Raw genomic sequence first — 13,080 nt, forward strand, 5'->3', positions numbered from 1 at the left:
GGCCTGCTCTACACCTGAGCCACGAGGGCCATGACACGCAGTACAGGCAGGCAACCCACGGCTGATATCACCACCCATATAGATCGCTTTGCCAGCAGCTACGGCCTCGTCAGGCACTGCGACCGGAGTCACTTTCTGGCTGGAGAAATAAGCCGCCAGGTCATCCATGTCCTGTTCCGACAAAGGTAACGCCATCGGCCCCATCACTGGCGCAACCCGGCCAATTTGACCAGAAGCGGCAGCCTTCAGTTCAACTAACTGCTTTTTGATATATGATGCGTGCTGACCAGCAATTTTGGGGTACATATCAACCAGGCTGTTTCCGTCCGGTCCATGACAAGCCGCACAAACGGCAGCCTTGGTCTGTCCCGCAGCGGCATCGCCCTTGGCTTGTGCCATCCCCGTTACGCCAACCATCAGAGCAAGAGTAATGACTAGGTTCTTCATGGCGTTCCAACTTTTCGTTATTAGGCTTCCAGATCCCATGCCGCTGAAGGCATGTTAAAATAAACGCGTTTAAGCGACGCTATTTTACACCATTTTACAAAAAAGTAACTCTATAACCCTCTATCTCCATGGGGAATTTACGTTGGATACACAAACTCTGAATTTCAATAAGGTGCATTTTGTGACCAGCGCACCCGACATCCGTCACCTGCCAAATGATGGGGGTGTCGAGATCGCGTTTGCCGGCCGTTCCAACGCCGGTAAGTCATCTGCATTGAACACCTTAACCAAACACAAGAACCTGGCGCGTACCAGTAAGACTCCCGGTCGCACCCAGCTGATCAACCTGTTTGAGCTGGAGCCGGGCAAGCGTCTGGTCGACTTGCCGGGTTATGGTTATGCGCAAGTTCCGCTGGAAATGAAGCTCAAGTGGCAAAAGTCACTGGCAGAGTATCTGCAGCGCCGTGAGTCATTGAAAGGTCTGGTGATCCTGATGGACATCCGCCACCCGCTCAAAGATACCGACATGAACATGCTGGAGTGGAGCTCACACCGTCAATTGCCCGTCATGCTGCTGCTGACCAAGGCTGACAAACTGAGCCCCGGCCCGCGCAACAACCAGGTGATCAAGGTGCGCCAGGCCGTTGCCAACCTCGGTTCCCAGATCCAGGTTGAGGCGTTCTCCTCCCTCACCAATATCGGTGTGGAAAAGCTGGCTCAAACCCTGACCGACTGGTACGTCAGTGGTGACGATACCGACCTGCTGGACGCTGATGAACAGCAACCTGTCGAGGAGTAATCCACTCCTCGCTTTCCTTGCAATTGGCGGAGCACTCCTCCGCTGATTGAAAGGGTTTCAGATTGCCACTTTCACCTGCATCACGACAAACACCCCGCATTCGCCTCCCCAGTCATATCCATTACCGCTTACAGTTCATATAGATAGATCGTTAATTCATAGTAGGAATTAACTTTGGAAGACGTTGATAGCGTTTTCAAATCCATTCTTTCAAAACGAACCAGAATTACAAAAAGAGACAAAAATGAAATTTAATTACATAACTTAGCCGAAAGGGATAAAAATGAGGCCGGACGACAGTTATGCCATCCAGCCTGAAAGAATAAGTTCAAAAAATTGGGAAGAAGCTGAATCTTGAGTACCAGACGACAGGTATTCCTCAAGAAGCAGCCTCATTCTATCAAATGCATCACGAATTTAAAGCATTTACTCTAAATGGCGCACATAAAAAAACACCCCGACGAGAACCTCATCGGGGCAGCTATTCAGCCACATTCAATTACGTGAAATAAAAGGTCTGAAAGATAGAACATCTTACCTCTGTACCCTACGCAGATAACTGTACAGCAAAGCAGCAAAAAGTGAAAGTAATTTATGTAATTTAGTTTCATAACTTATTGCTTAAGAAAAAGTTCTTTACTTTCATGCAGATAAAAAAATCCCCAGTACGAATACCGGGGAGTTATAAAGGTGACTAGCTAGCACTTCCTCAACTATCTAGTTAGTCAGCGCCATTTCAGAGAAGTTCCGCTACAAAACAAAAAAACTTTGAAAAATCAGAGATAGATAGCACCATCTTCGGCAAACTCTTGTTCTTCAATGAGTTTTTCAGCTAACTCTTCGATATCAAAACGCACGCTTTCGAAGGCTCTGACGATGTCATCCTCCCGCGTCAGCACCAGACCGGTCATTCTCTCCAGTCGCCGCTGACTGATGTAACAATCTATCAGCGCCCCCATCTGCTGGGCGGGAAAACGCACCCGCTGTTCGTCAGCCTGCCACTCCATCAGGTCGGGAAACAAAATGCTTTGGTTCATAGGATCCCCAGATTACGTTTCAACTCTCTCAATACCTGTTTAGTCCCGGGACGGATGCCGCGCCACACGGTAAAGGCTTCGGCGGCCTGCTCCACCAGCATGCCGAGTCCATCCATGGTTTGACGGGCCCCATGTCGCTTGGCCCAACTGATAAACGCCGTATCCGATGCGCCATACATCATGTCGTAGATGGCAATATCGGCGTGGATCAGGTCGGGTGCTAGCGGCGGCAGCTCCCCTTGCAGGCTGGCAGAAGTAGAGTTGATGATGAGATCGAACGGTCCTGCCAGCTGCTCATAAGTCTGGGCGGTCACAGGCCCCAGATCGTGAAACTCGGCAGCCAGCTGCTGTGCTTTTGCGTGAGTGCGGTTGGCAATCACCAGCTCGCTCGGCTGCTCGGCCAGCAGCGGTGCCAATGCACCGCGAGCCGCGCCACCGGCGCCCAGCAGCAGGATCCGGCTATCTGCCAGCGTCACGCCATGGGACTTGAGATCGGCAACCAGCCCGGCGCCATCGGTATTATCCCCCAGCAACACGCCATCATCGGTCAGTTTGATGGTGTTGACCGCGCCCGCGCGCTTGGCCCTCGGGCTCAACCGATCGACCAGAGTGAATGCCAGCTCCTTGAAGGGCACGGTAACATTGCAGCCCTTGCCCCCTTGGGCAAAGAAGGCCCGCAGAGCTTGGGCAAACTCGTCGACGGCGGGTTCAGCCAGCCCATACTCCAGCTCTTGCTGGGTTTGTCTGGCAAACAGGGTGTGAATGAAGGGGGACTTGCTGTGGCGCACCGGGTGGCCAAAAACCAGATAACGATCCATCAAAGAGTTCCATCAGAGGGCAATATTCCGATTTAACGGGTTTTCGCTCTCAGGAACAAGCCGAATATCGGCCAGCAAAAAGGGGCCATCATGGCCCCTCGGTTCACAGCCACTCTCGTGGCGTGAGGTAATCGCTGTAGAGCAAGGCTTCAGGAGTGCCCGCTTCCGGCTGCCAGTCATACTCCCAGCGAGCCAACGGTGGCATCGACATCAGGATCGACTCGGTACGTCCGCCGGTCTGCAGCCCGAACAGGGTGCCCCGGTCATACACCAGATTGAATTCCACATAGCGACCACGGCGATAGAGCTGGAACTCCCGTTCCCGCTCGCCATAGGATAGTGCCTTGCGTCGTTCGATGATCGGCAGGTAGGCCTCGAGATAACCCAGACCTACCGCCTGCATAAAGGCGAAGCAGTCGGCAAAAGGCCAGCGATTCAGATCGTCGAAGAAGAGACCACCCACCCCCCGTGTTTCGTTGCGGTGCTTGAGGAAGAAGTAGCGATCGCACCAGGATTTGAACTCGGGGTAGATCTCATCACCAAAGGGCTGGCAGAGATCACGGGAGACCTTATGCCAGTGCTGCACATCCTCGGCAAACGGATAGAAAGGGGTCAAATCGAAGCCACCGCCAAACCACCAAATGGGCTCTTCGCCCTTTTTCTCGGCAATGAAGAAACGGACGTTGGCGTGGCTGGTCGGCACATAGGGGTTGTGCGGATGGATCACCAGCGACACGCCCATCGCCTCGTACTTGCGACCGGCCAACTCGGGCCGATGGGCTGTAGCAGAGGCAGGCATGGCATCGCCATAGACATGGGAGAAGTTGACGCCCCCCTGCTCGATCACCGCGCCGTGGCGCAGCACGCGGGTACGACCGCCACCACCGCCTTCACGGCTCCAAGCATCTTCCACAAAGTGTCCACCGCCGTCGGCCTGCTCCAGACCACGGCAGATCTCGTCCTGCAACTGCAACAGGAAGGCCTTGACCTGGGCCACATCCGGTTTGCTCATCTTGTCTCCAGTCAGGCAGGATCGTGAACGCCCTGTCCATTTTTATAGTTGAATCAATCCGGTGAGCTCACCGCTCAGCGGATTGATGGCAAATCATAACGCATACGCCCGCTCAGGAGGGGCGAATAATGGCGCCGGTACGGGCGTCCTTGATCTCGGATGGATTGGCTTGACCACCCACTTCACCGGGCAGGATATAGGCCAGCTTGCTTGCCAGCAGCTCACCGATATCGGCCACCCGACGGGCAGGCTCCTCACCGGTCAGGTTGGCGCTGGTAGAGACCAGCGGCTTGCCAAAGGCGCGGCACAACGCCTGCACCTGAGGATGAGCCGTCACGCGCACCGCCAGGGTCTCGAACTGCCCGGTCAGCCAGGCCGGCGTCGTCGCTCGGGCAGGCATGATCCAGGTAAAGGGGCCGGGCCAGCTGGCTTCAACCCGAGCCAGCTGCTCACCGCTAAGCTGGCTCAGATCGATGTAATCCTGCAATTGCGCCAGGTCAGCAGCAATCAGGATCAACCCCTTCTCCACCGGACGCAGTTTGATGGCCAGCAGTCGCTGCACCGCAACTTCGGAGTCGGGATCACACCCCAGACCAAACACGGCCTCGGTCGCATAAGCAATCACCCCTTCCTGTTGGAGAGCAGCAACCGCCTGTTCAAATTCATTTGGCATAGGAAAAATGCGGCAGCCACGCTGCCGCCTCATCACTTAGAAGCAAGTTGAACCGATATGGCGGCGATCATGGCGAAGTGACGTTGTTGCTGTAGCACAGGAAAATACGACACATCCGGATCGCCACCCGTTCACTTACTTGAGTTGAGCCTGCAGGGCGGCATCCTTGGCCATCACCTCTTCGGCATTCTTCTGGCGTTCGGCCCGAACCTTGGCCGCCAGTTCATCATCAGCTACTGCCAGCATCTGGGCTGCCAGATAACCTGCGTTCTTGGCACCGGCTTTGCCGATCGCCACGGTCGCCACCGGTACGCCACCCGGCATCTGCACAGTGGAGAGCAGTGCATCGAGCCCCTTGAGCGGGCCACCATCGATAGGCACCCCGATCACGGGACGAGTCGTGATACCAGCTACGGCACCTGCCAGATGCGCCGCCAGACCGGCAGCACAGATAAAGACCTTGCAGCCACGGGCCTCGGCATCGGTCACATACTGATGGGTCGCAGCCGGCGTGCGGTGCGCGGAGGTGACTTTGACTTCCACAGTGATATCAAATGACTTGAGCACCTCAAGGGTGGTCTGCATCACAGGGAAATCAGAATCAGAGCCCATCAATACAGCAACAAAGGGTTTATTCATGGTGGGAATTTCCTTACTCCAAGTGGGGGGTTGAAGTTCGCCGAAAACGTTTCAATCTGGTTGCGGCGGCGGGATTATACCTGCTCACTTTGGTGGCCGCATTTCTTTTGCGGACAGACCCAACGCAGAGTTCCCCTCACTTTTTTCTCGACCATGATGCCCCAGCCACACGCGGGACAGGGCATGGGGATCGGCTTGTCGTTCACCACATATTTACAATGGGGGTAGCCATCACAGGAGTAAAACTGCTTGCCGTAGCGGGAGGTTCGGCTCACCAGATGACCCTTGCCGCACTCGGGGCAGAGGATCTGGGTATCGTCGCTCTCCTGCAGGGATTCGATATGCTGGCAGGCCGGATACTGGGTGCAACCGACAAACAGACCGTAACGCCCCTTCTTGATCGCCAGCGGCTCTCCGCAATCGGGACAGGCAGAGCCTTCGAGCACCTTTTCGATATCGCGGCCGGATGGCGTCAGAGAACGGATGTAATCGCAGGCGGGATAGGCAGAACAGCCGAGAAAGGGGCCATGTTTGCCCTGGCGGATCACCAGCTCGGCCCCGCACTGCGGGCACGGCTCGCGCTCGAAGGCATGTTCGTGGGCTGAAAAGAGATGATGATCGATTTTTGACATGGGCCGCGCCTTGAAATCCAGATGGCCTGAATTCTACCAGCGCGGCACCGGACTGTCAGTGAATGACGCCGTCTGACTCGTCAAACACCAGCTCTTCCATCTGCTGGTAGGCATTTTCACTGCCCGGTACGTTGAACAGCACCATCATGACAACCCACTTCAGGTCATCCAGCTCGATATCCGGCTTGTCCAACTCGAGCAGGCGCTCGATACAGATCTCGCGGGTTTCGGCATTCAGCACCTGGGCCTGTTCCAGAAAGAGCAGGAAACCGCGGCACTCGGTGCCCAGGCGAGCCAGCTCTTGCGGGGCATAGATACGCATCGAGCCTTGCGCGCTGGCGGTAACATAGACCTCCCGCTCGCTATCGTGCAGATTGGCCAGCCGCTCCAGCCAGTCGAGTGCCTTGTCGATCTCTTCTTTATCGAAACCGGCCCGGCTCAACTCGTCGGTGAGCTCATCCTGCTCGACCATCACATCTGCATCGCTGTGGATGTAGGTCTCGAAAAGGTACATCAATACATCAAACATGATTCGCCCTCCTCGCTCTGACGTATCCACCGGCTACCGCCATCACAGCACCGGCCAGCTCCAGCTCTACCAACCTGCCCAATACCACTTCGACAGGAAGCTGGGCCCGCTCGGCAACGGTATCCACGCTCGTGGTCTCATAATCTACGTTATCCAACAAATCGGCATAAGGCAATTCGCTATTATGCGGTTTCTCAGATGGCGCGACCGGCTGGTGAGGCCAACCCGCCCACTCTGACAGCTCTTCCACTATATCGGCCGCACTCAGCACAAGTTTGGCCCCCTGCTGAATTAATCTGTTACACCCTATCGCCTGGGCATTTTGCGGGGCGCCGGGTACCGCAAACACTTCGCGCCCCTGCTCCAGCGCATAGCGGGCGGTGATCAGCGAACCGCTCTGCTCGGTCGCCTCCACCACCAGGGTTCCCAGCGACAGACCACTGATAATACGGTTGCGACGAGGAAAATGTTCAGCCAGCGGCCCTTTATCTGGCGCCAGCTCGGAGATAAGCAAACCACCATTCTCCAGAATCTGGCCTGCCAGCCCCTGATGACGTTTAGGGTAGAGGCTGTCGAGACCCGAGCCCAGCACGGCGAGAGTAATGCCGCCGGTAGCCAGCGCCTGCTGATGACAGACACCATCAATGCCGAGCGCAAGGCCGGAGGTGATGGCTAACCCGCACCCAACCAGCTCGCTACAGAGACGGGACGCATTATCTTTGCCTGCATAGGTGGGATGGCGTGTACCCACCATCGCCAACTGGGGCAGAGACAGCGCAGCAAGATCGCCACGACAATAGAGCAATAAAGGGGCTGCGGGGATTTCCTGCAACAAGGGGGGATAAATCGGGTGATCTTGCGGAATAAGGACGTTGCCAGGCAAAGCAGCCCAAGCCAGGCTCTGATCAACAACCGGCGAGGGCCAGCGCAGCTGCTTGATCTGCTCTGACGATAGCCCCATGCCATGCAGCTGTGCTTCATCGCTCTGGAACAGGGCCTCAATGCTTCCCCCAACCCGCGCCAGCAGGCGGGCTGCGGTCACCGGACCGATACCGGTGACCGCATCAAAGGTTAACCAGAGCGCCAGACGCTCGTCGGAGTAGTTCACGTCAGAAGTGAGTGACCTGATAACCCGAACTCACCATGTCCTTGCTCTGCATGATGAGACCATAACTCACCTTGTCATACACCTTGAACAACATGACGCGGGCAATCGCTTCGGATGGCAATGGGGCCTTGCGATTGCTGCTGTAAAACACCTTGTTGTAGACCGAAGAAAGCTCTTTGTACTGCACTGTACCATTCTTGGTAACCAGTGCAGCGCCGGGCCGCCTGACATCCAGCACATCCCCCGGGGAGAGCAGATCCCGAGCCCCCTTGTTAATCAGTACCACATCAAACTTGCCACCACCGCGAGTCTTGTTCGGCAAATCGATGATATAGCCCGGCGCGATCGCAGGAGCCGCCTTCGGCGTGAAGACGGCGGGCATGTTCTCCTGAGCGGGCAGCGGCATCACCTTGTCGCCCTGCAGCACTTCGCGCTGGTTGTGAGTCAGGGTGACTTCAGTGCGATCCCCATCAAGCCGAGCCACCGCACGGACAATACCGGCCAGCACTGCCTCCTGACCAAGGCGCTCTCCCGTAACGCGATCTTTGTATACCACTCCGGGGTGGTAAACACCGTACATCTGACCGGGCGTCAACGCCCCCTGTACATAGAGGGTATCCCCCTCCAGCATGCCGATATGTTTCTCGTCGGAGCCTAGCAGGTAGGGCAGGGTTTTCTGCTGCTGACTATCGGCCAGAATATGGTCGGTTTGCAAAAAGGGGCCAATCTCGCTGATAGGCAGAGTCGGAATCGGGTTGGCTTTGTTCTCATACCGGTTTTTCGGGCTCAGGCGAATGACTTGCTTGCCCCCCTGCATCTCCTTGCCAAGGCGAGGCTCACCATTGACCCAGCTCAGATGCAGCACATCACCGGGATAGATCCAGTGAGGGTTGGCTATTTGCGGATTGATGTTCCAGAGGCGAGGCCAGAGCCAGGGTTCAGCCAAGTACTTGCCGGAGATATCCCACAGGGTGTCGCCTTTTTGCACTACGTAACTCTCGGGGTAACCCGCTTTCAGCCTCAGCTGATCGGCCAGTGCTGCCTGGCTCACGGTCACCAGCAGGCAGGCGATGATAGTTTGCTTCAGATACATAACACTCCCTGTTACTTCTGCACGCAAAGTGTTGCTGTTTTTTGTCGGCGTAAATGACTAGAATTACGCCAATATTGACTGCATTTATACGAAACTAAAGAAAAAACTATGGCCATTCTAGATGTATTGCGTTTTCCCGATGAACGCCTGCGCACTGTCGCAGCCCCTGTCGAGACCTTTACACCCGAGTTACAACACATTGTAGATGATATGTTCGAAACCATGTACGCGGAGGAAGGCATTGGCCTGGCCGCGACTCAGGTTGACATTCACCAGCGCATCATAGTGATCGATGTCTCTGAAAACCGTGAAGATCCTCTGGTATTGATCAATCCGGAGATCATCGAGCAGAGCGGCAGCACCGGCATCGAAGAGGGTTGCCTCTCCGTCCCCGAGCACCGTGCACTGGTGCCACGCGCCGAGCAGCTCAAGGTCCGGGCGCTGGATCGCAATGGCAAGCCATTCGAGCTGGCAGCGGATGATCTGCTCGCTATCTGCATCCAGCATGAGATGGATCATCTGGTCGGTAAACTGTTTGTGGATTACTTGTCCCCACTCAAGCGCCAGCGCATTCGCCAGAAGCTGGAAAAGATGGCACGTGAAGATCGCAAAGCCCTCTGAGGATCTGCTCCATTGAATAAGCTGAAACTGATTTTTGCCGGTACTCCCGACTTCGCCGCCCGTCACCTGGCGGCGTTGTTGTCTTCCGACCACGAGGTCGTTGCCGTTTATACCCAGCCTGACAAGCCCGCAGGCCGTGGTCAGAAGCTCACTGCCAGCCCGGTCAAAGAGCTGGCCCTGACCCACAATCTGCCGGTTTATCAGCCCGCCTCCCTGCGCAAAGAAGAAGCCCAGGCCGAGCTGGCAGCCCTTGGCGCCGACCTGATGGTGGTGGTGGCCTACGGCCTGATCCTGCCCAAAGTGGTACTCGATACCCCGCGTCTGGGCTGCATCAACGTCCATGGCTCCCTGCTGCCCCGCTGGCGCGGCGCGGCCCCGATCCAGCGCTCCATCTGGGCGGGCGATAGCGAAACCGGCGTCACCATCATGCAGATGGATGTGGGGCTGGATACCGGCGCCATGATCCGCAAGGTGAGCTGCCCCATCGCTGCCGACGAGACCTCCGCCAGCCTCTATGACAAGCTGGCCGAGCTGGGCCCACAGGCGCTGGTCGACACCATCAATGCCATGGCCGCCGGTGAAACCGCTGCCGAGGCACAAGATGATGCGCTGGCCAACTACGCCGAAAAGCTCTCCAAAGAGGAGGCCCGCATCGACTGGTCGATGGAGGCTGTTGCCATCGAACGCTGCATCCGCTCGTTCAACCCCTGGCCCATCAGCTGGTTTGAAGTGGCTGACCAGACCATCAAGGTGTGGCAAGCCGCAGTGGTGGACAGTGACCACGGCCAACCCGTCGGCACCCTGCTCAAGGCCGACAAGCAGGGGATCGATATCGCCACCGGCAAAGGGGTACTGCGCCTGCTGACCCTGCAACCGCCCGGCAAGAAGGCCATGTCCGTTTCGGATCTGCTCAACTCTCGCCGCGACTGGTTTGAACCCGGCACGCAATTGAATTGAACTGGATTGAATTGACACAAGCGGGGCCCAGGCCCCGACTTGCGCATCTAAGGTAACTCTATGAAAACACGTGCACAGGCCGCTCTCGTTATTCAACAGGTGCTGGATCAGGGTCAATCCCTCTCCGCTGTTCTGCCTGCTGCCCAGGAGAAGGTTGCGCCTCGCGATCGCGCGCTCCTGCAAGAACTCTGCTACGGCACCCTGCGCTGGCTGCCCCGCCTCGATGCGGCAGTCAACGAGATGATGGACAAGCCGCTCAAGAACAAGAGCCGCATTTTCCACTATCTGATTTTGGTCGGTCTCTATCAGCTCATCTACACCCGCATTCCGGCTCACGCCGCGGTGGCCGAGACCGTCAACGCAGTCAAACTGCTCAAGGGCACCTCCCTGCGTGGCCTCATCAACGGCGTGCTGCGCAACTTCCAGCGCAGCGCCGAAGTCATTCTGCTGCGTATCGACCGCGTTCCCAGCATTCGCCTCGGTCATCCGGAGTGGCTCACCAAGCGCCTGCGTCAGGCCTATCACGATGAGTGGGAATTCATCATGGAGGCGAACAACCAGCGCCCTCCCATGTGGATCCGCAACAACAGCCAGCGCCAGAGCCGCGATGCCATGCTGGCTCGCATGGCCGACGTCGGCATCAATGCCGTGGCCGGTGAAGAGGGCGAGGATTGCATCCTGCTGGAGCGTCCTTGCGATGTGACCAAGCTGCCCGGTTTCGAAGTGGGTGACTGCTCGGTACAGGATGGTGCAGCACAACAGGCTGCCGCCCTGCTCGACCCGCAACCGGGCGAGTGGGTGCTGGATGCCTGCGCCGCTCCCGGCGGCAAGACCGCCCACCTGCTGGAGCGTCAGCCCAAACTGGCCGGCGTGGTCGCCGTCGATGCCGACGAGAACCGCCTCAAGCGGGTGCAGGAGAACCTGGACCGCATCGGCCTGACCGCCAAGGTTATCCACGGCGATGCCGCGGCACCGGAACAGTGGTGGCCAGAGGGTCAGTTCGACCGCATTCTGCTGGATGCCCCCTGCTCCGCCACCGGCGTGATCCGCCGCCACCCCGACATCAAATGGCTGCGCCGCGATCAGGATATTCGCGAGCTGGCCGAGCTGCAGCGCCGCATTCTCAATGCCCTCTGGGGCAAGCTGAAAAGCGGCGGCACCCTGCTCTACGCCACCTGCTCCGTCCTGCCGGAAGAGAACCGTGAACAGATCCGCGCCTTCCTTGCCGCGACCAAAGATGCCAAATTGGTGCCATTGCACGAACAGGACACCCCGGACTGCCCGGGTCGCCAGTTCCTGCCGGGTGAAGCCGAGATGGATGGCTTCTACTACGCCAAACTGGTCAAGCTCTGAGCCGGGCATGACCAACCTCATTCGGGAGAGCCGCCAGCTCCGTTCTGGCGCTCCCCTTTACAGCCTCAACGTGAGTAGACGTTCCCTATGAAAATCATCATTTTGGGAGCCGGCCAGGTCGGCGGCACCCTGGCCGAGAACCTGGCCGGGGAGAACAACGACATCACCATCGTCGATACCGACAGCGAACGCCTGCGCGAGTTGCAGGACAAGTTTGACCTGCGGGTGGTTAACGGCCACGGCGCCCACCCCAAGGTGCTGCGCGAAGCGGGAGCTCAGGATGCCGACATGCTGGTCGCGGTCACCAACAGTGACGAGACCAACATGATCGCCTGTCAGGTGGCCTACTCCCTGTTCAACACCCCCAACAAGGTGGCGCGGATCCGTTCACCAGCCTATCTGACCGAGCGGGATCGCCTGTTCCTGCCGGAATCGGTGCCGGTGGATCACCTGATCGCACCGGAACAGCTGGTGACCGACTATGTGCGTCGCCTGATCGAGTATCCGGGTGCCCTGCAAGTGGTTGATTTTGCAGGTGGTCGTGTCGGTCTGGTGGCGGTCAAGGCATACTACGGCGGCCCGCTGGTGGGCAACGCCCTCTCCACCCTGCGCGAGCACATGCCCAACATCGAGACCCGGGTCGCGGCCATCTTCCGTCAGGGCCGCCCGATCCGCCCGCAAGGCACCACCATCATCGAAGCGGATGACGAGGTGTTCTTCGTCGCCGCCGCGGGCCATATCCGCGCCGTGATGTCGGAGCTGCAGCGCCTCGAGAGCCCCTATCGCCGCATCATGATCGTCGGTGGCGGCAACATCGGCGCCGGTCTCGCCCGTCAGCTGGAGAAGCGCTACAGCGTCAAGCTTATCGAGCGCAACCAGAAGCGGGCGGAGCAACTCTCCGAGCTGCTGGAAAATACCATCGTCTTCTGCGGCGACGCATCGGATCAGGAGCTGCTGGCCGAGGAGCACATCGACCAGATCGACGTCTTCATCGCCGTCACCAACGAGGATGAGGCCAACATCATGTCGGCGCTGCTCGCCAAGAAGATGGGCGCCAAGAAGACCATGGTGCTGATCCAGCGCGGCGCCTACGTGGATCTGGTACAGGGTGGCTCCATCGATATCGCCATTTCGCCCCAGCAGACCACCATCTCGGCCCTGCTGACTCACGTGCGCCGGGCCGATATCGCCAACGTCTACAGCCTGCGCCGCGGTGCCGCAGAGGCGATCGAGGCGATCGCCCATGGCGATGAGAACACCTCCAAGGTGGTCGGTAAAACGGTAGGTGAACTCAAACTGCCGCCAGGCACTACCATCGGTGCCGTGGTGCGCGGGGATGAGGTGCTGATCGCCCATAATCGC

16 protein-coding genes are annotated in these 13,080 nt (G+C 57.8%); 5 read left to right on the forward strand and 11 right to left on the reverse strand.

Annotated features, from left to right (window positions below):
- A partial coding sequence (locus LD28_RS0108250) for a c-type cytochrome (protein WP_033136498.1) occupies positions 1–447 on the reverse strand: 447 nt, incomplete at its 3' end.
- Between the two features lie 142 nt (positions 448–589).
- Between LD28_RS0108250 and yihA the strand changes: the two genes are divergently transcribed.
- Positions 590–1,246, forward strand: a complete 657-nt coding sequence (gene yihA / locus LD28_RS0108255; RefSeq protein ID WP_033136499.1) for a ribosome biogenesis GTP-binding protein YihA/YsxC — start codon at positions 590–592, stop codon at positions 1,244–1,246.
- A gap of 485 nt (positions 1,247–1,731) precedes the next feature.
- Here yihA and spfP read toward each other — a convergent pair whose 3' ends face one another.
- From spfP to LD28_RS0108300, 10 genes are all read right to left on the reverse strand, one after another.
- On the reverse strand, positions 1,732–1,857 hold the full coding sequence (spfP, locus tag LD28_RS24035; protein ID WP_479321926.1) for a small protein SpfP: 126 nt from the start codon (positions 1,855–1,857) through the stop codon (positions 1,732–1,734).
- A gap of 165 nt (positions 1,858–2,022) precedes the next feature.
- Complete coding sequence (locus LD28_RS0108260; protein ID WP_033136500.1) at positions 2,023–2,283, reverse strand: DUF1488 family protein; 261 nt, start codon at positions 2,281–2,283, stop codon at positions 2,023–2,025.
- Entirely contained in the window at positions 2,280–3,101 is an 822-nt protein-coding gene (gene aroE, locus LD28_RS0108265) for a shikimate dehydrogenase (protein ID WP_033136501.1), read from the reverse strand. The genes LD28_RS0108260 and aroE overlap by 4 nt, the downstream gene beginning before the upstream one ends.
- A 103-nt stretch (positions 3,102–3,204) precedes the next feature.
- Entirely contained in the window at positions 3,205–4,113 is a 909-nt protein-coding gene (hemF, locus tag LD28_RS0108270; RefSeq protein WP_033136502.1) for an oxygen-dependent coproporphyrinogen oxidase, read from the reverse strand.
- Positions 4,114–4,225: 112 nt separating this feature from the next.
- Positions 4,226–4,786 (reverse strand): L-threonylcarbamoyladenylate synthase type 1 TsaC, encoded by a 561-nt coding sequence (tsaC, locus tag LD28_RS0108275; protein WP_033136503.1) that lies wholly within the window; start codon positions 4,784–4,786, stop codon positions 4,226–4,228.
- A gap of 135 nt (positions 4,787–4,921) precedes the next feature.
- On the reverse strand, positions 4,922–5,425 hold the full coding sequence (gene purE, locus LD28_RS0108280; RefSeq protein WP_033136504.1) for a 5-(carboxyamino)imidazole ribonucleotide mutase: 504 nt from the start codon (positions 5,423–5,425) through the stop codon (positions 4,922–4,924).
- 74 nt (positions 5,426–5,499) lie between these two features.
- The gene (locus LD28_RS0108285; protein ID WP_005339702.1) at positions 5,500–6,057 is read right to left on the reverse strand and encodes a DNA topoisomerase family protein; all 558 of its coding nucleotides are present in this window, start codon (positions 6,055–6,057) and stop codon (positions 5,500–5,502) included.
- Between the two features lie 55 nt (positions 6,058–6,112).
- A complete protein-coding gene (locus LD28_RS0108290; RefSeq protein ID WP_033136505.1) occupies positions 6,113–6,586 on the reverse strand; it encodes a DUF494 family protein in 474 nt (157 codons plus the stop codon).
- Positions 6,579–7,694: a DNA-processing protein DprA gene (gene dprA, locus LD28_RS0108295; protein WP_033136506.1), complete on the reverse strand. Its 1,116-nt coding sequence runs from the start codon at positions 7,692–7,694 to the stop codon at positions 6,579–6,581. Before dprA ends, LD28_RS0108290 begins: the two co-directional genes overlap by 8 nt.
- Before the next feature lies 1 nt (position 7,695).
- Complete coding sequence (locus LD28_RS0108300) at positions 7,696–8,787, reverse strand: LysM peptidoglycan-binding domain-containing protein (RefSeq protein WP_033136507.1); 1,092 nt, start codon at positions 8,785–8,787, stop codon at positions 7,696–7,698.
- Between the two features lie 108 nt (positions 8,788–8,895).
- On the opposite strand from LD28_RS0108300, the gene def reads away from it, so the two are divergent.
- The 4 genes from def to trkA all read left to right on the forward strand — a co-directional run.
- Complete coding sequence (def, locus tag LD28_RS0108305; protein WP_033136508.1) at positions 8,896–9,408, forward strand: peptide deformylase; 513 nt, start codon at positions 8,896–8,898, stop codon at positions 9,406–9,408.
- Between the two features lie 12 nt (positions 9,409–9,420).
- The gene (gene fmt, locus LD28_RS0108310) at positions 9,421–10,365 is read left to right on the forward strand and encodes a methionyl-tRNA formyltransferase (protein ID WP_033136509.1); all 945 of its coding nucleotides are present in this window, start codon (positions 9,421–9,423) and stop codon (positions 10,363–10,365) included.
- 60 nt (positions 10,366–10,425) lie between these two features.
- Complete coding sequence (rsmB, locus tag LD28_RS0108315; RefSeq protein ID WP_033136510.1) at positions 10,426–11,718, forward strand: 16S rRNA (cytosine(967)-C(5))-methyltransferase RsmB; 1,293 nt, start codon at positions 10,426–10,428, stop codon at positions 11,716–11,718.
- 87 nt (positions 11,719–11,805) lie between these two features.
- A partial coding sequence (gene trkA, locus LD28_RS0108320; RefSeq protein ID WP_033136511.1) for a Trk system potassium transporter TrkA occupies positions 11,806–13,080 on the forward strand: 1,275 nt, incomplete at its 3' end.

It is taken from the genome of Aeromonas finlandensis (assembly GCF_000764645.1).
Lineage (GTDB): Bacteria > Pseudomonadota > Gammaproteobacteria > Enterobacterales > Aeromonadaceae > Aeromonas > Aeromonas finlandensis.

Coding starts and splice junctions, on each gene's coding strand:
- LD28_RS0108300 (WP_033136507.1), bottom strand. CDS start 8,787: ATGTATCTGAAGCAAACTATCATCGCCTGCCTGCTGGTGACCGTGAGC.
- rsmB (WP_033136510.1), top strand. CDS start 10,426: ATGAAAACACGTGCACAGGCCGCTCTCGTTATTCAACAGGTGCTGGAT.
- LD28_RS0108285 (WP_005339702.1), bottom strand. CDS start 6,057: ATGTCAAAAATCGATCATCATCTCTTTTCAGCCCACGAACATGCCTTC.
- hemF (WP_033136502.1), bottom strand. CDS start 4,113: ATGAGCAAACCGGATGTGGCCCAGGTCAAGGCCTTCCTGTTGCAGTTG.
- LD28_RS0108260 (WP_033136500.1), bottom strand. CDS start 2,283: ATGAACCAAAGCATTTTGTTTCCCGACCTGATGGAGTGGCAGGCTGAC.
- spfP (WP_479321926.1), bottom strand. CDS start 1,857: ATGAAACTAAATTACATAAATTACTTTCACTTTTTGCTGCTTTGCTGT.
- LD28_RS0108290 (WP_033136505.1), bottom strand. CDS start 6,586: ATGTTTGATGTATTGATGTACCTTTTCGAGACCTACATCCACAGCGAT.
- tsaC (WP_033136503.1), bottom strand. CDS start 4,786: ATGCCAAATGAATTTGAACAGGCGGTTGCTGCTCTCCAACAGGAAGGG.
- purE (WP_033136504.1), bottom strand. CDS start 5,425: ATGAATAAACCCTTTGTTGCTGTATTGATGGGCTCTGATTCTGATTTC.
- def (WP_033136508.1), top strand. CDS start 8,896: ATGGCCATTCTAGATGTATTGCGTTTTCCCGATGAACGCCTGCGCACT.
- aroE (WP_033136501.1), bottom strand. CDS start 3,101: ATGGATCGTTATCTGGTTTTTGGCCACCCGGTGCGCCACAGCAAGTCC.